Below are 23,057 nucleotides of genomic sequence, written 5' to 3' on the forward strand. Positions count from 1 at the left end.
AAGTGTAGACTAATGGAGATAGGGATTGTACGGTCGTTTGGATAGATTAATGTGTACAGTTTTCAATCGAAAACTACGAAGCACTTCCAACTTGTGAGCATTTACCCTACCTGCTGATCTACATTCGTCTAACTCCCCTCACTCTGAATCAAAAACAAAAGCCGTCAGCCCCTGAAACAGGAAGCTGTCGGCTATTAATTTCCTCTGCCTTGCTGCCGATACTCGCTTGGAAGAAGACCTGTCAGTTCGCGAAAAATGCGGCTAAAATATTTCTCATCCGTATAACCCACTCGCTCCGCAATCCAGAAAATGGTGTTGTTCGTATTGAGCAAATACTCTTTGGACTTCTCTACCCGGATGAAACGAGAGTATTCATTAAAGGTTTTCCCCATCAGATCTTTGAAACATTGACTGAAATAACTTCGACTGATATTGAGTTGTTGGGAGAGACCTGAAGCTGTATAGGCCTGTTCCATATCATGCTGCACGATCCTCACTGCTTTTTTCACGGCATCGATGATTTCCGGCGAATACGAAGTCTGCTCATCTGCCTTTCGAATGCTTGAAGCAGTCTGTTTAATCCATTCTTCAACCTCGTACCAGGACTCGAAAGAATGAATCATGGAGATTCTTCCAAGCGTGGTTTGGGCAAAAAGATGGTTCCATTCCATCACGATTGAGTACAACAATCCCATCAACTGACTTTTATGTAAGTGTAAAGATATAAACTGGTCGATGAGTTGGTTGTAGTAACTCTCATGGTGGGTCCATGGTGTCTGGAACCAACTTTGCTTAATCCGATCCATATCTTCATCCTGCGGTTCTTTTGAACATATCTCCCCCTCATTCATCGAAACAGTAATGACTTGGATATTGGGGTTGTAAGCATAGAATAAAGACGTATCTGTATAGTTCATAATCCAGTTTTTGATTTGCGACCACGTGCGCTCTTGTACATCAGACAACACCAACAACGTACCATGGGGAACTTGATCCAGGGATGCCTTCAATTGATGGAATAGTTGATCCTCTTTGGACGGGTGGGCAGCCCACATGCAGCTATTACGTTCCACCTCCCACCTTATCTCATCTTCATGTGCAGTTATCTCCATTGGCCACTTAGGCTCTGATTTTCGATCCTGTGAAACCAGTACATACACATGTTGATAATGGACATTGATTTCATTCTGCGCAGGCATCTTTCTGATCGTGTTTGTCAACCCGTTGATTCGGGTATGTATCCGTTGCAAAACATGTTCGAATTGCTCTTTCTCCAGCTGGACTTTGGCTATATAATCGATGGCTCCAAGCCTCAGAGCTTCCTGGATATAATCGAAATCCTGATGCAGGGTTAATACAACAATATGAAGTTCAGGATAAAGCTGTCTCGCAATTCGCATCAGTTCAATCCCTGACATGACGGGCATCGCAAGATCCGTCAGCATCAGATCGACCGATTGAGTTTTTAGGAAATCCAGTGCTTTTGCGCCGTTGCTGGCCTCTCCTACGACCTCCATGTTGAACTCATTCCACGGCATCGCAGAGCTAATGCCTTTGCGTACCAGCTTATCATCATCTACAATCAATACCTTAATCATGTCGAGATATCTTCTCCTTTAATAGGTAATACGAGCAGAATGCTGGTCCCTGTTCCCAATTCACTCTCGATCACCAGTTGTGCTTGGTCCCCATATTGTGCTTTCAACATGCGGTGAACGTAGTTGAGTCCGATGCCCATCCCAACTTTTTGTTGTTCAGCCACACGATTGTTTAGCAGATTATGAATGGTTTCTTCTGTCATGCCTGCACCATTATCTTGTATCATAATGTTCAACGTTGCCGTGCATGTCACTTCTATCTGAATAAAACCTTCGTCACTCAATCCATGATATAACGAATTTTCAACCAGCGGTTGCAGAATGAAGCGGGGCACAGGAATTTGAAGCACCTGTTCATCCGCAGTAATGCGGACGTCAAATTCAAAGTCATACCGAATTTGCTGCAAAATCAGGTACTGTCTTAACGCATCGATCTCCTCTTCCATCGTGGATACTTGCCCTAATTTGCCCAGATTGTAATAGAGCAGCTTGTTCAAAGACTGCACCAGCTTGTCGATCTCCCCTTGACCGTTCATGACGGCTAACCAGTGCACCGTATCCAGTGTATTCATCAGAAAGTGAGGGTTGATCTGATAGAGCAGTTTTTCCACCTCGAGGTCTGCACGAATCTTCTCTTTCTGCTGAACTTCCTTGAAGAGGTCACCAATCTGATGCTGCATATTCGAAAATTCACTGAGCAGAAAATCAAATTCGGGAATCTGAGTACGAGCTCGGCTCCCAGTGGTTTGTGGATTCTTGGACATTCCATTGATTTCCATATGGAATAGCCCGAGTGGTTTGTAGACCATCTTCCATAAGAGCCAGGCGAGAAACACGGTAAAGCCGAGGAAAAATAAAGCGACCAGTAAAATTTGCAGCAACCACTGGTTTTTCTCCTGTTGATATTGAGCCTGTGAAATGACCGATACGACACTCCATTGCTGTGAAGAATCCTCCTTGAACCAGTGATACCCACGGGATATTCCGTCCTTGGCAGGACCTGATGTTAGGCTGGGGAAATTCTCCCCGACCTTCATGGCTTCCGGTATTTCGCTGTACACAATGTTGCCTTCACCATCCAGGATGAGATGAGAAAGTGCGCCGTTGTATTGATTGTAGCCCAAGATATCCTGTGTGAGGCGAAAGCCTGATTCTACGTAAATGAACACGTCGTTCCTCTCGGAAAGTTGTACTTTACGCATAGCAGACAGAACAAGTTGATCATCAAATCGGTTCATACTCATATGGGGGCCATAATACTTAATGCCGTAGGTTTGGAAGAGCACAGGCAGAGACTCAGGAGAGAACCGATCCTTAATTGGAAAGTTGCCGAACTGAGTAGTACCTTCTTTTTCAAAGTAATATAAAGTCAGTCCGATGTTAGGATTGGTAAATGTGACCACACTTAACTCGCTCTTTAATTCGTCCCGGGCCTCAATTAATTCGAAGATATCAGAGGACGGATTCAAGAATTCATCCATGCTTTTGCCTAAAGTTCCTCTGTACGACAATTGCTGGGTAACGTGATTCATATTGGTGATTGAATTCTCCAATGAGGACGTGACCTGCTGTAAATTGCTACGGATGCCATCATCAATTTTGTTGGCGAAGATGGAGTCAATAGTATAATAAGAGATTGCAAAGATGCTGATAAAAGGGATAAACGCACTGAGAAAGAACAATAAAAATATTCTTTTTTTAAGAGTCATGGGGACCTAATCTCCTTCTGAAAATGAAACAGCAAGCCTCCTGTGTATAGAAGCTTGCTCCAAGTCCAATTTCCTTTCATCATTATAGATTGATATTCAAATATGTCAAACGCTTTCATACTCGTAGTTGTCATTGCCCTTACTGTTCAGAGCTTCTCAGAAAAGACAAAAGTGCTACACCTCAGAATGATGAGGTGCAGCACTTTTGATATACCTACTTTACTCTCGTACCGTCACATTTAACTTGTGAGATCTGGTTTCCCCTGAAGAATTACGAAGTATGGCTTCATACTCATAGGTTCCAGGTGCCTTTCCAGAGATTGAAGTGACCGCAGACTGTGCTCCAGGTGAATGAGATTGCAACGATTGTGTGTCAATCCATACACCATTTTCGTAAAGTTCGTATTCGGTTGCGTTTGTTCCCCACCATAGATTCATGGTGACATGATAGTTTCCGTCACCGTCCCAATTGTCATGCGACAGAACGGCTTGCCCCGGGGAAGCATCTGTGACTACAACTGTCAGCGACATACTCATGGTTGTACCCAGTGAATTGATCAATTCTCCAGTATAGATGTAGGTGCCATTTTTCTTTCCAGTAATATCAACTTGAACAGATTGGGCGGATGGGGATTGATCCACCAGAGGAATTTCCTTGATCAATTCACCATTCTCATACAGCTTGAACTGATTGCCGTTATTCCCCCACCACAGATTCATTGTGATGGTATAGTCCCCGTCTTTGATCCCTGTGTCGTAACCATTATTATCAGATAACACCGGAGTGCCAGGGGCCCCGTTTGCTAGTGGCGTTGATTGTTGAAGCCATTCCTCCCACTTGATTAGCCCACTTGCTTGCTCATCTGTAAATACGGTTCCTCTAGCTGCTTGAACGTCATTACCGTAGGATGCAAGCCATTGACGCGCTTTTGCTCCTTCACGATCGTTTGCTGCCTGTTTGGCCTGCTGTAACGTGTTCGCAAGCTGATCAGCAAGTACACCGGCATTCGGATCGATCGATTCATCAGCAAAGGCGTTGGTCAGATTAATCAGACTATCGAACGTAGCAATAACCGCAAAACGATATTCAACCGTCTGTTCCCAGCCAGCCATATCGGAGACGGTTGCCGTGACCTGGTTTAGACCGGGTTCCAGTGTATAGGCCGGTGTGTCCAGGAGTACACCCTCCGGTTCTGCCACACCAGAAACAGTATCGGAGGCGGTATAGCCAATTTCCACGTGCTGATCAATGGTGTATTCAGTTTGACCATGGATTTCAATGGTTGGAGGTACGAGATCAATGGATATGGACAACGATTGTTCACTCTCTTTGTTACCGTCAACATCGACGCTCCAGTAGGTGATCGTATGTGTACCTTCTTCAGTCAGGGTCAACTGTGCACCGCTCACCGTTTCGCCACCATTGATTTGATAATAGGTCCCTTCGATTTCGGAGTCTTCATCGCTTGCTGTAAAGGTTACTTGTACTGGAGAAGTATACCAGTCGTTCTGCGATTCCCCTTCCACAGTTGCCTTAGTATGCGGGGCTTCCTGCTCCGGTGATTCCCCTTCCAGCGTGACAAAATCAGATAAAGGTATATTCAAATCTTTTACAAGGCGTGCCACGAGTTCAGACACCTTGATTGCACCGTTCATCTGCAAATGTGTATTGTCTTCGGTCGTACCTACCCACATGAATATCGATTTGGTTCCTTCTGTTCCAAGCTCCTGGAAATGCTCCCAACTTGCCTGGTTCAGATCGATGATGAGCGTCTCCGTTTCCTGGGCTGTTTCTTTCATCGCCTGCACGTATGCCGGGAAGCTTTTGTTCAGCACCTCTCCGGTAAAATCACGGCGGTTCACTGGTGTGACCAGAACTGGAATCGCACCTCTCTGGCGTGCACCGTCAATGTATTCTTTCAGATATACCTTAAACTGCTCGGGCGTCAGATAACGCTCCGGACGGGATGGCGTGGAATCGTTGTGAGACCACTGCATGAACAGATAATCTCCTTCATGAATGTCGAGCAAAATATCGTTGAGATATCCGCCAACCAGGAAGGTTTTGCTGCTCAGACCGCCAACTGCCCGGTTATCAATGCTGACTTCATTCTGATCGAAATAGTCGCCTAATGTTTCACCCCAGCCAGCTTGCGGACGATAGTTCTCAGCGTAATTGGCCACGGTGGAATCGCTCGCCAAATATATAACAGGTTTATCGCTTGCACTGTGATCTGGCAGACGCTCCAGCTTCAGCGCATTAATCTTCGGTGCATTTCCGGTGAAGTTGAAGTTAAATATGCCATCGATCAGGGCAATGTCATACGTGATTTCTTTGAATTCGCCCTTGGCAATGGTTGTGAGCGGCAGTTTTGTCATCTGCTCGACAACAACATTTGCGCTGGTTGATTCCTCCGCATCCCCGATAGTCATCGTTACCCGGTAATTGGCTGGCTTCATCTCCACCAGGAAGGAGGTGCCATTTACCCGTGTGAAATCCTCTTGGAGTGCATCCCCGGTCTCACGGTTCTCATCTTTGGTCAGTGCAGTATCGGCAAAACCATACCCGTTGCCTTCGATGTATGCTCTCTTGGCATCGACCTTGATATATCCTTCGGCAGCACCGCCGGAACCAAAATCAAATTGGTATTCGTTTATTTCTTCGCTCGGTTCACTTGTCAATGAATCCTGCGCAACATTTAACATATTCAACACATGGTCAACTTGAGCCTGAGTGGCTTCCGTGTTAAAAATCGCTTCGGCAGCTACCAAAGCACGGTTCACTACAGCTTTGGATGCTTCTGTATAATTCGACAGATCAAGTGCTTTGATCTCATCGTATAGAGCGATTAAGGCCGTCTGGTCGCCGCCCTCTGAAGCAAGTTCTGTGCCTTCAATCCGTACGTTGTCGATCTGGGTGGTCCAGTTCAACGTGCCTCCACCGCCTTTTCTCGTACCCAGGAACCGCATGGATCTGATATTGTCCGCATAGGCGGCGGAACTCATCTGGATATCTTCGATCGTCTGAGTAACTGTCGGATCTGCCAGATTACTTAATGTCAGATCAAGTGTTCTCTCGGTGAAATTAACGGTTGCATCCACTTTGACCCACTGATTCTTGGAAATATCTGTAGCTGTTCCTCCTTCGGGTATGGCCGTATCCCCTGTGCCGTAATCCGGATTATACGCACCGATAAAATAATGGATTTTCGAGCTTCCGGTCTTGGTATACAGCGTGAACAGGGCATTTTCGTTAGAATCCTGAATCGTGAGATGTCCTTCTGATGGATAGGCACTCACATTACCGGATTGCCAGTCAAAGTTCACTTTTACTTGATCACCGTTTACGGCATCAAACAGACGAAACACCTTGGCCCGATTGCCCGATCCGGACCCTGTGACGGACAGTACCTTATTTCCGGACTGCTCGACCACCGTTCCCGCCATGGTTCCTGCAATACCCGTTGCATTGACCATTGCATACTGGTAGCCCGCAGCATCGCCTTCAAAATCCTCTTCATAGAGTTGGATTTCCGGCTCTGGTTCGGGTTCGGTAATATCCGGGTCAATGACCAGTGATGAGATACTCAGCTCCATGTCTTTGACCGCACCAGCAACAAGTCCGGCAATTTTCTGTGCACCATAGCTGCTGAAATGGGTATTATCGTTGATTCCATTCGGGTACTTTGGATATTCACCTGGATTAGCATACAGGAATACCTTTTCCGTAGCGGTATTACCAATTTTGTCGTAGTACGCAATACTTAACTTGCTCAGATCAATCAACGGCACGTTCTGCTCTTCTGCCACTTCTTTTGCAGCCTGCACATATGCAGGGAAGCTGACGTTGAATTCCTGAGTCACCGTATTGAAATCTCTGCGACCTACCGGAGTGAGCAGTACCGGTGTAGCACCACGCTGTGTAGCACCGTTTATATAACGAGCCAGGTAGACCTTATAATCCTCCGGTGAAGCATACCGATCCGGTATCCCTGCACTGGCGTCATTATGACCAAAGGAAATGAAGAAGAAATCCCCGGGTTTGATTCGTTGCAAGATCGTATCCAGACGACCATCGACCATAAATGATTTGCTGCTTCGGCCGCCAATCGCATCGTTCACAATCACTGCGCCATTCGAGAAATAACGTCCGAACTGCTGACCCCATCCTTCTTGAGGAGCCTGCAATTCACTATACGATTGCATGGTTGAATCACCCGCCATATAGATCGTTGTTGCCGCACCCGCTGCTTTCTCCGGATATTTTTCGATGATGACATCCTGGATGTCTATGGCTGTACCGGTGAAGAGCAGATCAAGCTGTCCATCGACCAATGCAACATCATAGGAATACTCCAGTGGTGTTCCAGCGGTCACATTTGTTACGGCGAGCTTCTGAACGAATTCGGATTTGACCCCCGCGTTGGAGTCATGTGCTTCATTCCCCAATCGCAGTGTCACTTTGTAGTTGGCATTTGGCAGGTCAACAGCAAATGTCGTACCTGTCGCGACCGAAATCTCATTTTCACCTACGGTAACACCACTTGTATCCTTGAACCCATATCCCGTCTCTTGTGTGTATAACGTGTCTTGTATAGCCGTATTTCCTGAAGCTGTCTCTGTACCAAAATCAAAACGGTAAACCTGCTCCGGCATTTCTGCTTCGCGGGTCAGCGACAGATCGGCTTTCGGGAATGCTGTAGCTTCCGCTCCGAGATAAAAGCCGGTATGAGGCGGCTGATTGTAGGCTACATTTTGCCAGGCTACGCCAAGTCGATACACAGGGTCCTGCATCAACGTAGGGATGCGATAATCTGAAGGGATGGTCGTCGTATAGAGACGATATTCCGAGCTATCTTCGCTCCGCAGCAGAATTTCTTCACGCCAGTCGCCCAGAATATCCGCCTGAAGCGCCGGATTGCCTTTAGTATGATTGTTCGTTAGCGTACCAGTTGCACGGAAGATTTCATTCAGCTTTTTATTTTCGTAATCCCATTTGTAAATGAGGGGAACTCCTTTGGCGGTACTGTTATCCCACTGATGGTCAAACAGCTCTCGCTGAAGATCTCCATCCCACCAGATGGCGAAGTTGGCAGTTGTGGGTCCTTCGTCCACAGTATAGATCGCTTCTCCTGCAGCCGAATAGGTATTGGTCACAGGTACACTTTGACCGTTGGTAACGGTCGTTGCCCATGACTCGTAGCCCGGATAGTTCGGATCAATGTCCGCCGACATCCCGCGACCGGTGTCAAAACCTGTTTTCTCACCCCAGAGAATTTCACCAGTTGCCGCATCGCGCATCTCCAATCCGTAAGCCGCATCGGAATGCTCATGCACGCTCACGACCTGGTAACCATTCCGGTTCGGGTCAAGCTGACCGGCGTGCATGGCATCACCGTGTCCAAGTCCGGTACTGTACATCAAGCTGCCGTCATCATCTATGGCCAGGGCGCCAAACATGATCTCGTCCTTGCCGTCATTGTCGGCATCCAGCACACTTAGATTATGGTTGCCCTGTGCTTGATATTGTGATCCTGCTTCGTTGGTATCGAACGTCCAACGCTTGACGAGTTCCCCGCCTACATAATCATAAGCAACGAGCACAGTGCGGGTATAATAACCCCGGCTCATCACGACACTCGGTTTTGTGCCGTCCAGATAAGCAATCGCCCCAAGGAAACGGTCTACACGGTTACCATAGCCGTCCCCCCAATCACTGACGTTTCCTCTTGGGGGATCATAATTAACGGTCGATACGGCCGCCCCAGTCTCACCGTCAAACAGCGTGAGATATTCCGGCCCTGACAGTATGTATCCGCCCTCGTTGCGATAATCTTTCGTCCCGTCACCAATGACTGTGCCTTGGCCGTCCTTCGTGCCGTCTGCCGTTTTGACAACAACCTCGGCTTTTCCGTTTCCATCCAGGTCATACACCATTAACTGTGTATAGTGCGCTCCGGCACGGATGTTAACGCCCAGGTCAATCCTCCACAGCTTCGTGCCGTCCAGTTTGATGGCATCGATATAGACATTGCCGGTGTAACCGGCCTGCGAATTGTCTTTGGAGTTACTCGGACTCCACAGGAAGACGATCTCATATTCACCATCTCCGTCCAAGTCAGCTACGGAAGCGTCACCTGCATAATAGGAATAGGTTCCTCCATCCTTCGTTCGTCCATCAGCTGGTTTATCGAGCGGGATAGGCAAATAATCGTTATGCCAGACCGATACAACTTCCGGCAGCATCTGCTCTTTGCCTGCAATAACGGTAGAGAGCTGATATTGCGAGCTGTCAAAACCAGTGGTGTCCACATAGTTTGTCACGTCACTTATAGGCGATGCATTTACTTTGGTTCCATTTTTATATATGTTGAAAGCGATGTCATCTGGGTCGTTGTTTAAATACCTCCAACTTAAGAAAACGCCATTGTCTACAAGAACCGCAACCAACCCCCGGTTCAGGTATTCTGCCTGACGACCCTGCATGGTGTTGGGTGATGACTCTGCACGCATTGGCGCTGGAGGAACAGCCAGTGAAATAACCATAAGGAATGATAAAAAAGTTACAAACATCGACTTCTGGATGGAAACAGTTCTTCGGATCATTCGATTAACGCCTCCTTATCTAAAAATTCATTTTTAGAATCATCAGTTCGATCTGCCCCAGCTTATTGTCATATAAACTCAATTTACAGCCACCTCCTCTTTATGTTACCGCTTACATTTATCTTACAGGTCTAAAAAAAGACAGACAATCTAAAAAATGTGACGTATTATATAAAATAATTGACTTTTTCAGGAAGGAGATTCACGCATGGTTCATACGGTATCTTACGCTTTTCGTAATGACGATACATCAATCATGACACTAGACTCTATTGGATGGCAGATCGTTTCAAGCGAGGAATATCGTTGTCCAAGTGATGATAGACCGGACCCGGGGCATGTTGTTTTTCAATACACACTTAATGGTCAGGGGTATTTGGATATTGATAATCAAACGATTCCTTTACCAAAGGGACATGCCTTACTTGTTAAAATCTATGGAGAACATTGCTATTACTATAAGCAAGAGAATAACGAACCATGGGAATTTATATGGATTAACATTCGCGGAGATGAAGCTAACCGAATATGGGATATGATTCATGATAATGAGGGACATGTCATTCAACGAAACGCGGATTCTCCTTTAATTCAAGAGTTATGGCAAATTATCCATTTGATCCATCAAGATAAAGTCACGGACAAGTATCGCTTGTCCATGCAAGTCTATCGGTGGCTGCTTATCCTCGTGCAGACGAGTCGGGATGCGGAGAAGGATATCGGTGCCCTATCCATAACAACAATTGAGAAATGTAAAAAGTTCATTCGGGAGAACTATGCATCTCCATTAACACTGGATCTGCTGGCCAGCCATTGCGATATCAATAAACACTACTTGTGCAGGCTATTTCAGAAATCGGAGAAAACCTCACCGCTAGCCTATCTCAAAGACAGACGAATTGAGGTTGCAGTTCGGCTACTCCGTACAACAGAACTTCCGATCTCACAAATTGGTCAACAATGCGGCTTTGAGAGTCCCAGTTATTTCGGCAAGGTGTTTCGGCAATATATGTCCATGTCGCCCAAAGAATATCGTTTGAATAAGTTGGAATTTCCTTATGAAGCCATCTATTATGAATAGCCAACTGCTGTGTGCTGGTCACCCGTCTAACTCTTCAAACTTCAATCTTTGACTTCACTCAGAAGCAGGTATTTGGCATGTAGAGCTTGTCCTTTTGCTTGTCTTTGAACTTGTACACATGTTTAGAGATAAAATAAAAAAGCCGCTATAAAAGCGACTTTTAATGGAAACGGATCTTTTTGTCTCATGACAATTAAATTAATGCACTTATTGAGCAGTGTACCCACCATCTATGATCAGGCTATTTCCTGTCATGTATGAAGAATCATCGCTAGCCAAGAACAGAACAGCTTTCGCCATTTCTTCTGCCTGACCCAGACGTTTCATCGGTGTTAATGCAGAGAGTGCTTGCTTGCTCTCTTCCGGGATAATTGGTGTGTCGATGAAGCCTGGGCAAAGGGAGTTCACCCGAATATTCTGCTCAGCATACTCCAGCGCCAGCGAGCGAGTCAGGTTCACAACGCCACCTTTAGCAGCATTGTAGGCTGCTGAACCAGGCGAACCAACCCATCCGTACATGGATGCCGTGTTGACGATTGTGCCTCCGCCAATTTTCATCATTTCGCGGATCGATTCACGAGCGACCAAGAAAACGCCGTCCAGATCAACATTAACCGTATTACGCCATTCGGCATAGTCAAGCTCATGCGTCGGATGAACTCGTCCGATTCCTGCATTGTTGAATACGATATCCACTTGACCGAACACTTCTACGGTTTTTTTGAAAATCTCAGAAACCTCTTCTTCACTCGTGATGTTTGCTTTGATAAAGAGAGCTTCCGCTTTAAGCGCTTTCAGCTCCTGCTCAAACGCCTTACCTTTTTCTTCATTCAGATCCACCAAAACCACTTTGGCTCCCTCAGAAACGAACAGACGAGCTGTCGCTGCGCCGATTCCGGATGCTCCTCCTGTAATGACTGCTACTTTATCTTGTAGTTTGCCCATGAATAAATCCCCCAGTATAATATTTTGAATAGCGCCTATATAAATAGTGCTATATGATGTTTACAAAACTAATTCTATGCTTAAAATTGTAACATTCCAATCATTAAGATATGACCAAGTGTCTACCTCGTAGACACTTCATAAAAATATGTCTATATTTATAGGAGTTTTTTTTGAATGAATAATGAACTTATTGTGACATCTCAACATCGTAATCGAACCAAGGAGCACCTAAAAAGTGCTCTGATTCAGCTCATCAAGAAAAAAGGGTTCCATGGTGTGTCTGTCAAAGATATCGTTGATCAGGCCGGTTACAATCGCAGCACGTTTTATTTACACTACCAGGATAAATATATGCTCGCCGAAGAATTGTTGAGTGTGACACTTCAAGGGTTAAGGGGCGCGGTAGGTAAACCTTATTGGCACGGTCAAAAGGTTTCAACAAACAAGCTTGATGCCGAATCTTTTCAAATCGTGGATTATATCTACGAACACCGTGACTTCTTCGAACTGATTCAATACGATGATACGTTACCTGGTTTACATACAGGCTTTCCACAAACCATACTCAAAATCTATCAGGAGCAATTTGTCTTTGAGACGATCAACAACTCCCCGGTGAACATGGACTATTTCAAGTACTATACCGCCTACGGTTTTTTTGGACTATTGAACAACTGGATTTTAAGTGGATATCGTGAATCACGTGATACTTTTATCGAGAACGTGATCGAACTGACCAAAACGCATATTCACTCTTTTCATTATGTGGGTGAGACGTTTGATACATGATCTTGTGAACAAGCGAGTCATCTGAGCATCGAACGATAGGTCTGCCGAAGATAACAGGCCAGTTGCAGATGAAGCAGATGCTCCTGATTAATCAGACCAACGGGACGTAAAATCACAAGGGGTTTACAGCACAAATTTTAAAAAAGGCATGCATTTACACGAGAGGAATAAAATCCTCAAGGTAAATGCATGCCTAATTACGAACAAGACCATTACAACTGCGAAACATACCCAATTATGATGTAGAGCAAGTTTCTCTATGCCTTCTATTATTATTCCAATGGGGTCAATACCTTGTTTGGCAACCAGCCCTTCTCACCCTCTGCGGTATGAACAAAACTCCATTCATTTAGTTCAAACTCTTTTGTAACGATGATACCGGGTTTTACGGTTAATTCGTGTGCAGAATAGTCTGATAATGCAGTCGCGATATGTTCTTCATTGGGGGTGCTTAATATTTGTTTCGGTACCCAGCCGCTTTTTTGGGTACGGACAGATTCACAGAAGATCCAGTTTGGAAATTCAGTATCTTCTCTCCCATACAGGATCGAATCTCCTTTAGCTAAAACAATGGGATCAGGATAGTTTGAATTATGGGGTTCAATAACTTTATACAAATTCATTCATAATATGCCTCCAACGATTATATTCTACCTGTTACCGACAAACATAATATCATATTATTATGTAGTTATTCATCCCTATTAGAATAAGCCAGAGCCTCATCACAAGAGGCTCTGGCTTATCTCAATAAACTCACAGTCTTCTATGTTTCCTTGTACATAAAACAATCAAAATCGGCATGTTTCCGGGTTCCACCAAGATCCTGCACACAAAGACCGATATAGGTTCCGGTAAACCGGATATATTCCGGAGACTCATCGGACAGATGTGTGATGTCAACCCACTCGCCTGCAGGATTCCAGGATGAATCCCCATTTAACGAGTAGTAGAAACGGGCGCGATCATGATCCACCACAGCCTTTAAGCGGAGCGTATTTACCGACTCTAGCGAAATATCCTCCAGCAGTTCGTCGTATACCCCATATTTGGACTGAATAATTCCCAGGCACAGCCCTTTCTCTTCATGATAAGTTACCCGCAGATAGAGATAGTCTTTGGTATCGTAGTACAAAATCAATCCGGCCATCTGCTGTGGATGGTCTGGCGCGAATTCCAAACATGTCTCGGCTTCACACTTCATGGCCTGAAGCCTGCGTGCGATCATGCTTTGCCTGTGCGTTGAACTCATTGACTCCATGCCGTGCAAGCGCAAGTATCCTGGACGTTCTGTCAAGCTGAGCCAAGTCGAATCGGGTGGAATACGAAGTGTATTCCAATCCTGCCGAAGCTCGAAGTGATCAAAATGATCCATTTCAGCAATCGGATCAAACGGGTGTGGCGGGATCATCGGTGCAGGCACCTGAACCTCCGGGTAGCGGTCACCGCTTGCCAATCTCAGCCAGCCCTCTTCACCCCAAATACACTGCTGAAGCGCGGTCTCACGTCCAAGAGTGCAAAACTTTTGATGAACCGGGCGTCCGACCAGATGCGCCATGTACCATTCACCGGTATGCGTTTCGACCAGACTACCGTGGCCTGCCTTCTGCAGAGCTAAATCTGGCCTTCCGTAAGAAGTAAGGATCGGATTGGCAGGATCGACCTCGTAAGGACCTTGTAAGGTACGGGAACGTGCTACTGTAACCGCATGCTCATACCCCGTTCCCCCTTCAGCCGTAATGAGATAATAATAGTCTTTGTGTTTATACAGATGTGGCGCTTCGGTCAATCCTAATTCTGTTCCCTTGAATATGTTCACTGCAGGACCTAGCAGCTTCTGTTCCGGGACGGAATATTCCTGAAGAACGATGCCTGCAAACCGGTTGTTGCCCTTCCGGTGATCCCAGATCATATTGACCAGCCATTTGCGCCCGTCCTCATCATGAAACAGGGAAGGATCAAAACCGCTGCTGTTCAGATACACGGGTTCCGACCAAGGGCCTTCGATATCCGTTGCGGTCACAAGGTAATTGTGGGTATCTTTAAAAGCGCCTACTCGACTTTTGACATCGGTGTAGATCAGGTAAAACACGCCGTTGTCGTAACTGAGACAGGGTGCCCATACACCTCCGGAATTAATGTTGCCCTCCATGTTCAACTGCGTTATACGAGTCAGCGGAGAAGCGATGGGCCGCCAATGAACCAGATCCCGGGAATGATGAATCCGTACACCAGGGAACCATTCAAAGGTGGACGTGGCAATATAATAATCCTCCCCCGCTCGGCATATGGAAGGATCGGGATGGAAACCGGGAAGGATGGGATTGGTGATCATATTCTTAATCTTATTCATGGAAGAAACCTCCGGTATGAAAGTGATGATCTGTACAACAGCAGATACAAGAAAGGTAGATATTAGGACCAGCCCAGCGCTTTTTTGCCTGCTTCCAGAGCGGTTATAATCCGTTCTACATCGTACACATTCCCTCTCCATGTCCCACCGCTGACCGATTGCAATGCAGCCCAGAGCTTTGTATCATCCGGCAAAGCTTCATCAGGCTTCATATCCGGATGAAATGACCTTTGTGCCAGAATGACAGCACCTTCTTCCGGAGAAACCTCGATCTCTCCTTCTCCGATGAAGTTAATACTGCCCTCCAGCGTGTTACGATCGACCTCGATGTCAATCAGGTCTCCGTTCCGCAACTTCCCAATGGGTCCACCTGCCAGCGCTTCGGGGCCAACATGACCAATACATGCTCCGGTGGAAACACCGGAGAACCGTGCATCCGTAATTAGTGAGACGTATTTACCGAAAGGCAAATGCTTAAGCGCAGATGTAAGCTGGTACGTCTCCTCCATTCCGGTTCCCGATGGACCTCTCCCGAGAAGCACAACAACGTCACCAGCCAGAATACCTCCGGTCTTAATCGCATGAATAGCCTCACGTTCAGTGGTAAACACCTTTGCTCTGCCACGATGACGGTATACGCCATGCTCATCCAGCACATCAGGATCAATCGAGGTGGATTTGATGACAGAACCTTCGGGAGCAATATTCCCGGTTGGAAATGTTACGGTCGATGAGATTCCAAGCTGCTGGGCGTGTTCTACACTCATGATGACACTGTCCGGATCGATTCCATCCTGTTCTTTCAACTGCTTCCGCATCAGATGACGGCGTTCGGACGATTCCCACCAATCAAGCACCTGCCCCAATGTCGTACCTGTAACCGTTGGTACAGACTCATCCAACAGACCAAGCTGTCTGAGGTGAAGCATGACCTCTGGTACCCCTCCGGCCTGAAAGACTCGAATGGTCGGATAAAAGATCGGTCCGTTTGGCAGGGCACTAACCAGCCTTGGAACATTCTTATTGACCTGTATCCAGTCCTGTACCGTGGGCACGGTTAAACCAGCTGCATGGGCAATCGCGGGTATGTGAAGAAGCAGATTGGTCGATCCGCCAAACGCAGCATGCACGGTCATCGCATTACGAATGGATGCATCTGTGATAATGTCTGCCATCCGCATCCCCTGAGACTCCATATGGATGAGTGCACGAGACGATTGGCGAGCCATTTCAATCCAGACGGGCTGTCCGGAAGGTGCAAGTGCGGCATGCGGGACTGTCATGCCCATTGCCTCTGCTACGACCTGGGCTGTAGCCGCGGTACCCAGAAACTGACAGCCTCCTCCCGGTGTAGCACAAGCCCGGCATCCTAAATCCGACGCCATTTCAAGAGAAATTTCCCCGTTGACGTACCGAGCACCGATTGTCTGAATTTTACCGGCATCCTCTCCTTCGGTAGGAGGAAGTGTGACGCCACCGGGAACGATTACGCCGGGCAATTGCGGCATGCCAGCAAGCGCGAGCATCATGGCGGGAAGACCTTTGTCACAAGTGGCGACACCAAGTACGCCTTTACGCGTCGGCAGCGAGCGAATTAGTCTGCGAAATACCATAGCGGCATCGTTCCGGTACGGAAGCGAGTCGAACATGCCGGTCGTCCCCTGTGATCTGCCGTCACATGGATCACTAACATATCCGGCAAACGGAATTCCGCCCCGACCTGACAGCTCATCAGCAGCAGCCTTCATTAACAGGCCGACCTCCCAGTGTCCCGTATGGTAACCGAGTGCTGTCGGGCTGCCGTCCTCATTGCGTATGCCACCTTGTGTACTTAAGATTAGATACTGCTTACCGTTCAATTCCCCAGGCTTCCAGCCCATTCCAACATTCTGGGACATGCCGAACAAGTCGCCGCTTGGCGCATTCCGCAGCAAATCATCCGTTAAAGGCAGACGTCCGGCAGCCCCTGGTGCATGTGCTATGATATCGAAGTCGTTGGAAGGCTTCTCCCCCATAATCGACGTAATCTGTTCGTACATGATAGCCTCCCACAGTTTATGACTTCACGAAGACCGTTTTGATGGCCGTGAAAAACTCAATAGCCGCTTGCCCCTGTTCTCTGGAGTGTGAACTCGACATCTTCATTCCGCCGAACGGAGCCTGAAGCTCTACGCCGGCCGTTTCTGCATTAATTCTGACGAGTCCCGCATCCATGTCCCGGATGAAAGACAAAATGGCTCCGACATTCTGAGTATAGATGGAGGCACTTAAGCCGTAGTCGCTGTCATTAGCCGCTTCGATCGCTTCCTCCAGCGAATCTACTGCAATCAAGGCCAGAACCGGGCCAAAGATTTCTTCGCGTGCAATGGACATATGGGATTCGACCCCTTCAAATACGGTCGGTTGCACATAGAATCCCTCTTCCAGTCCAGGACCGTCTGCTCTTTTTCCGCCAGTGATTAGAACAGCACCTTCATCCTGACCTTTTTGGATATAACTCAGCACGGTATTGAGCTGTCCTTCGCTTGCACATGGACCCATCCAGCTTCCGGCAGACATGCCGTCACCCAGCCGGATTTCCTGAATTTGCGAGAGCAGCTTTTCTTTGAAGGCATCGTATACTTTCCGTTCAATAATGACTTTGCTGGTTGCGGTACATTTTTGCCCGGTCGATTTCAGTCCACCGCTGATGGTGGCTTCCACAGCCAAATCCAGGTCAGCGTCAGCCGCGATAATAATCGGGTTTTTCCCACCCATTTCAAGTTGATACTTGGCCCCACGTGCCAGTGCTGCGCCGCCGACCCGTTTCCCCACTTCGTTGGAGCCTGTAAAGGTAATCCCGCCAACATCCGGATGCTCAGCCAGTGCAGATCCGATCACTGAGCCTCTGCCGCATACCAGATTAAGAACGCCTGCCGGGATGCCTGCCTCTTCAAAACACTCCATAACTTTAGCGGCAGTGACCGCAGTTTCCTGAGCCGGCTTCAACACAACCGTATTGCCGTAGATCAAGGCAGGAGCCGTTTTCCATATCGGAATGGCTACAGGGAAATTCCAAGGAGCAATAACCCCCACAACGCCAAGCGGTACGCGGGTCGTAAACATCAGCGCTTCGCTATCCGTTGATGGAATGACATCGCCGGTTTTTCGCATGCCTTCTCCGGCGTAATACCTTAAGATCGCGACACCACGCATCGTTTCACCCTTGGCTTCAGGGAGTGTTTTGCCCATTTCCCTGGTCATCGCCTCTGCAACCTCATCGGCCCGGCGTTCCAACACATTTGCAGCCTGAAATAGATAGTTGCCACGTTCTGCGCCCGATAATCTCCGCCATTTTTTGGCTGCTTCCTTTGCTGCTGCGACAGCTCGGTTCAAATCCTCTACGCCTGAAGTGGGTACGTAGCCGACGACCTCCTTCCGGTTCGCCGGATTGATGCTCGGTTCGGTCTCACCGGATGTGGCCTTCACCCATTCTCCGTTAATGTAATTGCTATATGTCTGCTCTACCTGAAATGTGGTCATCGCATTCATTCTCCTTATACATTAGTTTGAAATGACTGGATTAATAAGTGTTCCGATATCGCTAATGGATATCTCAATGCGGTCCCCGGGTGCAAGTGTAAAATCATTCGGTGGCACGATGCTCGTACCTGTCAATAACACCGTTCCGTCAAACAGATCGTTATCTCTGGCCAGAAAGGAAATCAGCTCATCTAGTTTTCGGTTTAACTCACTCGTACTTGCCTCACTTTTGACAACGATTTCACCTTCGCGATATATCTCGCAGACGATGCTGAACGCGTATGGATTTTGTACCGTTTCCGCCAGACGAATGGCCGGACCTATGGAGCAGGAATTGCGCCACATTTTTGCTTGTGGCAGATACAGCGGGTTTTCCCCTTCAATATCACGGCAGCTCATGTCATTGCCAACGATGTATCCTACAATGCTACCATCTGCGGCAAGCACCAACCCCAGCTCTGGCTCCGGGATCTGCCAATTGGAATCGCTGCGAAGCGTGACTGGATCATTCGGACCTACCGTCCGTGTTGCCGTGGATTTAAAAAAGATCTCCGGTCTTTCGGCATCATAAACTTTATCGTAAAAGGTCTTCGCATCCAGCTTGCCTTCCGTCGCTTCATAATTTCGCGCTTCCCGGCTGCGCTGATAAGTCACACCCGCCGCCCATACTTCCGGAGCTTCCAGTGGCGTGACTAGATGCAGGGAAGTCCAATCGTCAGTCAACTTGTTTGATGGTTTAAAAGCGCTTTCAACAAGTTCGACGGGAGTGATCCCTTGCTGTCTTGCTTGATCGATCAAAGTCATAAAATCGGCTTGTGGCAAACGATACGCTTGTTCATCATCCGTAACGGCTGCCAGCCACTTCTGTTGTCCATCCAGAAATCGAATAATTCTCATTCTAGCTTGCCCCCATTCTTCCCCATCGGGTTGATAGTACTACCATAGCATCCGCTATGGTTCCGTGACGATGTTCTAATCACTCCAACGATTTACCCTTTTCACGCATTATTTTTCTGTTAAGATGAAGTTATATGCGTTGGAATACAGAATAGTACAAAGGGGTTGGTTTGGTGTGACCAAGCTTTCGGATGCTGTGTATTTAGGTCGTCTGCCCGATGTTCGCATGTCTTTTCAATTATTGGGGCTGCATGCCAGGAAAGTAGATTCCAACTGGACGTATCCTTCCCATGAACATTCAATGTATGAAGTGCACTGGATGATGGACGGCCAGATGAACATGGTCATTAATGGAGAGTCTTATCATCAGTCGGTGGGGGACCTCCTGTTTATCCGGCCTGGTATGACTCATTCTTGCACCGGTGCCGGACCAGAGGGATTCACTTATTTTTCTGTGCATTTCAGCATACACGACACGTCCTTTTGCAGAGAACTTAACCGTTGCAAAGACATCTATTATCCGGCCAATTCGAATTTGGCTCAGGGGCTGTCCTCTTCCCTATCGACCTTGTACAATCTGGCCACAGAGCATTTATCGAGTTCGCTGTCCTCTTCCAAGCAGATGAAGGTACATGCCGCCGTGTTTGAACTGCTTGGTTCCCTGGTTGGACAATTATCTCAGCAAGCATCCGTTACGTTGTCGAGAAAAGAAATCATTGCCCATCAGATTGCTGAGCACATTGAGGATTCGGTAAGATATATCCATCTTCACGGGGAAATTCAGGAGAGTGAGCGTACCTGGATTCAGGACATTGCCAAATCGCTGAACATTAGTCCGTCACAGGTTAATCGTATATTTCGGGAGGTATACGGCATTGCTCCGCGGAAGTTTCTATCCGAGACCCTTCTGAATGAAGCGCAGCGCTTGTTAAAACAAACGGATCTGAACATAGACCATATTGCGATGATGCTGGGGTATAAGACCAATGCGCATTTCAGCCGTCAGTTCAAGCGGTGGACCGGCATCGCGCCAAGTGAATTTCGCAGTCATTCGCAGCAGAGCTGACCATTCCAGTAAGAGCGTTACGACCATGAGATGCAGCATTCTATGAGCCCCAGGAGTTAACCACAAAGAGCAGCTGCTGGATGTCCAGAAGCTGCTCTTTCTTTCTCGGGCGGACGATGTTCGGGTATTACATTTACGCTAAAATAAATGCAGAGAGGCTCGCACTTCCCGAACCCTGATATGTAAAATACAACGACTGTATACCATCAGGAATAATAATCTCGGCTGTATAGGATTTCCAATTATTTGTAAAATGTACCGGGATTGTACCCATTGCTGGACCGTCCCATACTGTTTTGACCTCGAATACCCCGTTACAATATCCGCGCACCTTGATCGAGACCTGGCGAATCCCTTTGCAATCAAAATACTTAAATCCCGCCGTTGCGGATTCAACCATATTGGCAATATATCCGGTCTCTTCATCACCGTCTCTGCCATCTTGGGTTATCTTCGGAAAGCGGCTATCCAGCCAGGCTCCTGCCCCGAAACCTCCAGTATACCTCTGATCATCCTGGGTAAAAAGATTGCATGCAAGATACGCAGGGTACTCACCTCTTCCTTCCAACGGTCTGCCGTTTGGGCCGCAGGAGGTCATTTCCACCTGAGGAATTCTTCCGTCCTCCTGAAAAGATATCTTCTCGATACAGCCCTGCCGATTGAATGCATCCCCATTGGTATGACGGTGATAAAAGATATACCAGTCTCCATTGATCTCGACTATGCTGCCATGGTTGTTGCCCCCATAATACATGGGCTTGTCGGCAGGTTTGTAAGATTCGATATGGAGATCACAGTTGCTTACAATGACGCCCTGATATTGAAATCCCTTGTTTGGATACAGGCTGGTGGCATAACATAATTCATGCATAACAATGGAGGAATACACCAGGTAGTAGGTATCACCTCTCTTACGGATGGAAGGTGCCTCAAAAAATGCATGGCCCTCATAACCGCTACCTTCGCTGTAAGATTGACTCGGTACTACAAATACGGGTTCTTCCATAATCGTCAGCATGTCTGAACTGAGCATCGTAGCCATGGCGCCATGCCTGGATTGGTCTCCAGGTGCACAAAATCCGGTATACAGATAGGTATACTGTCCTTCAGTCATCACGCCGGGATCGAACTGCGGCTCATCCCCATCTCTTTCGCCCAGACGAGTGCCGTCGGCATATTGTACATACCCATAGAATTCATATTTGCCAGCAGGTGTGTCGCATACAGCTACCGAAACTACGGGTACTTTGTCCAGCACATAATACAGATAATACCGTCCATCGGGACCTAGCGTAATATCTGGCGCATACAGGCACATATGCCCATTTGGATTCAGCGGATCATCTGTCTTTTGATAGATCACACCCTCATTTCTCCAATTCCCAAGGTCATTCACTGGAGCAGACCAGCATACATAGTCATTTAGGCAAAAAACATGTCCGTTAAACCGGTCATGCGAACCATATACATACACTCTGTCATTAAATACGTAAGGCTCGCCGTCAGGGACATATTCCCAGGATGGCAGGTATGGGTTCAAACCTTGTTTTTTCATTCAATGTACACTCCTTGTTAAAGTGATAGACAGTCTACTACACTGATGATAACTTTCGTATAATAAGAAATAACTACAATGTTCCAAAAGTGTCTCTATTTATTCCATAACCTGCATGGTAAAGGTGAAGAACAATGAATACTATTTTTTACGTTGAATATGATGCTGCCCATAACCATCCGTTTGTGTTTGATATTCCAGAAGGTCATGATTGCTGGTTGTTAGTTGTTACGCAGACTCCGGCACAGTTCTGGGTGGGCGGGAAACTGATAGATTATCCGCCTCATTGTGCCGTTCTATATCCACCTCATCAGAAAATATATTACCGCTCTTGCACGGAGCAATATGTGAATGATTGGATTCGTTTTGAAAGTGATGAGATGTATGTAACCGAATCTTCCCTACCGAAGGGCGAACCATTTCCATTAGATGATCCTGAATTTTGTCATAAGCTGTTCCAATTGCTTGTTGCAGAGCATTCTTTTCAGAACGATCACAGGGAGTCGTCCATCAATTGCCTGTTGCGAACCTTGTTCAATAAATTGCTTGAGTCTTGTGTCCAAGTGGATATTAGTCCTCAGCACTATCCTTTGTTAAAGCTTCGAACGGCAATTCATAACCATCCCAGCCATCCTTGGACAATAACAGAAATGGCGAAGACCATAAACGTCAGTCCGGGATACCTGCAATTGATGTACAAGAAATCATTTGGTCTTTCGTGTATGGAGGATGTTATTCATAGCCGAATACGTCTGGCCAAAGAATATCTCAGACATCATCTGTATACGGTTTCAGAGATTGCGGATCGATGCGGTTACCGTAATGTCGAGCATTTTTGCAGGCAATTCAAACAAATGACCGGTTCCTCGCCTAAACAGTTTCATAAACGACCTGAAGAGCCCGGCCGCCAGAACAGAATTGAGAGATAAATCC

14 protein-coding genes are annotated in these 23,057 nt (G+C 47.0%); 4 read left to right on the forward strand and 10 right to left on the reverse strand.

The window, feature by feature from the left end:
* Positions 1–194: 194 nt before the first annotated feature.
* From MHH93_RS02490 to MHH93_RS02500, 3 genes are all read right to left on the reverse strand, one after another.
* On the reverse strand, positions 195–1,598 hold the full coding sequence (locus MHH93_RS02490) for a response regulator (RefSeq protein WP_500052634.1): 1,404 nt from the start codon (positions 1,596–1,598) through the stop codon (positions 195–197).
* Entirely contained in the window at positions 1,595–3,307 is a 1,713-nt protein-coding gene (locus MHH93_RS02495) for a sensor histidine kinase (protein ID WP_500052635.1), read from the reverse strand. Before MHH93_RS02495 ends, MHH93_RS02490 begins: the two co-directional genes overlap by 4 nt.
* Positions 3,308–3,526: 219 nt before the next feature.
* Complete coding sequence (locus MHH93_RS02500) at positions 3,527–9,913, reverse strand: rhamnogalacturonan lyase family protein (RefSeq protein WP_500052636.1); 6,387 nt, start codon at positions 9,911–9,913, stop codon at positions 3,527–3,529.
* A gap of 208 nt (positions 9,914–10,121) precedes the next feature.
* On the opposite strand from MHH93_RS02500, the gene MHH93_RS02505 reads away from it, so the two are divergent.
* Complete coding sequence (locus MHH93_RS02505) at positions 10,122–10,994, forward strand: helix-turn-helix transcriptional regulator (RefSeq protein WP_440389167.1); 873 nt, start codon at positions 10,122–10,124, stop codon at positions 10,992–10,994.
* 207 nt (positions 10,995–11,201) lie between these two features.
* On the opposite strand, the gene MHH93_RS02510 is transcribed toward MHH93_RS02505, so the two are convergent.
* Positions 11,202–11,939, reverse strand: a complete 738-nt coding sequence (locus MHH93_RS02510) for an SDR family NAD(P)-dependent oxidoreductase (protein WP_500052637.1) — start codon at positions 11,937–11,939, stop codon at positions 11,202–11,204.
* A gap of 177 nt (positions 11,940–12,116) precedes the next feature.
* Here MHH93_RS02510 and MHH93_RS02515 point away from each other — a divergent pair, with 177 nt between their 5' ends.
* On the forward strand, positions 12,117–12,731 hold the full coding sequence (locus MHH93_RS02515; protein ID WP_500052638.1) for a TetR/AcrR family transcriptional regulator: 615 nt from the start codon (positions 12,117–12,119) through the stop codon (positions 12,729–12,731).
* Between the two features lie 272 nt (positions 12,732–13,003).
* On the opposite strand, the gene MHH93_RS02520 is transcribed toward MHH93_RS02515, so the two are convergent.
* The 5 genes from MHH93_RS02520 to MHH93_RS02540 all read right to left on the reverse strand — a co-directional run bounded on the left by MHH93_RS02520 (position 13,004) and on the right by MHH93_RS02540 (position 19,503).
* The gene (locus MHH93_RS02520) at positions 13,004–13,354 is read right to left on the reverse strand and encodes an SH3 domain-containing protein (protein ID WP_500052639.1); all 351 of its coding nucleotides are present in this window, start codon (positions 13,352–13,354) and stop codon (positions 13,004–13,006) included.
* A gap of 143 nt (positions 13,355–13,497) precedes the next feature.
* Positions 13,498–15,084, reverse strand: coding sequence for a glycoside hydrolase family 43 protein (locus MHH93_RS02525; RefSeq protein WP_500052640.1), 1,587 nt, complete (start codon positions 15,082–15,084; stop codon positions 13,498–13,500).
* 62 nt (positions 15,085–15,146) lie between these two features.
* The gene (locus tag MHH93_RS02530) at positions 15,147–17,123 is read right to left on the reverse strand and encodes a YjhG/YagF family D-xylonate dehydratase (protein ID WP_500052641.1); all 1,977 of its coding nucleotides are present in this window, start codon (positions 17,121–17,123) and stop codon (positions 15,147–15,149) included.
* Positions 17,124–17,139: 16 nt separating this feature from the next.
* Positions 17,140–18,606 carry an alpha-ketoglutaric semialdehyde dehydrogenase GucD gene (gene gucD, locus MHH93_RS02535; protein WP_500052642.1) on the reverse strand — a complete coding sequence of 489 codons (1,467 nt, stop codon included), beginning with the start codon at positions 18,604–18,606 and terminating at the stop codon, positions 17,140–17,142.
* 21 nt (positions 18,607–18,627) lie between these two features.
* Entirely contained in the window at positions 18,628–19,503 is an 876-nt protein-coding gene (locus tag MHH93_RS02540; RefSeq protein ID WP_500052643.1) for a fumarylacetoacetate hydrolase family protein, read from the reverse strand.
* A gap of 175 nt (positions 19,504–19,678) precedes the next feature.
* Here MHH93_RS02540 and MHH93_RS02545 point away from each other — a divergent pair, with 175 nt between their 5' ends.
* Positions 19,679–20,569, forward strand: a complete 891-nt coding sequence (locus tag MHH93_RS02545; protein WP_500052644.1) for a helix-turn-helix domain-containing protein — start codon at positions 19,679–19,681, stop codon at positions 20,567–20,569.
* A gap of 133 nt (positions 20,570–20,702) precedes the next feature.
* On the opposite strand, the gene MHH93_RS02550 is transcribed toward MHH93_RS02545, so the two are convergent.
* Positions 20,703–22,124, reverse strand: a complete 1,422-nt coding sequence (locus tag MHH93_RS02550; RefSeq protein ID WP_500052645.1) for a family 43 glycosylhydrolase — start codon at positions 22,122–22,124, stop codon at positions 20,703–20,705.
* Positions 22,125–22,258: 134 nt separating this feature from the next.
* Here MHH93_RS02550 and MHH93_RS02555 point away from each other — a divergent pair, with 134 nt between their 5' ends.
* The gene (locus tag MHH93_RS02555; RefSeq protein WP_500052646.1) at positions 22,259–23,053 is read left to right on the forward strand and encodes a helix-turn-helix transcriptional regulator; all 795 of its coding nucleotides are present in this window, start codon (positions 22,259–22,261) and stop codon (positions 23,051–23,053) included.
* Positions 23,054–23,057 lie beyond the last annotated feature (4 nt).

It is taken from the genome of Priestia sp. FSL H7-0729 (genome assembly GCF_038005685.1).
In the GTDB taxonomy this organism is placed as follows: domain Bacteria; phylum Bacillota; class Bacilli; order Paenibacillales; family Paenibacillaceae; genus Paenibacillus.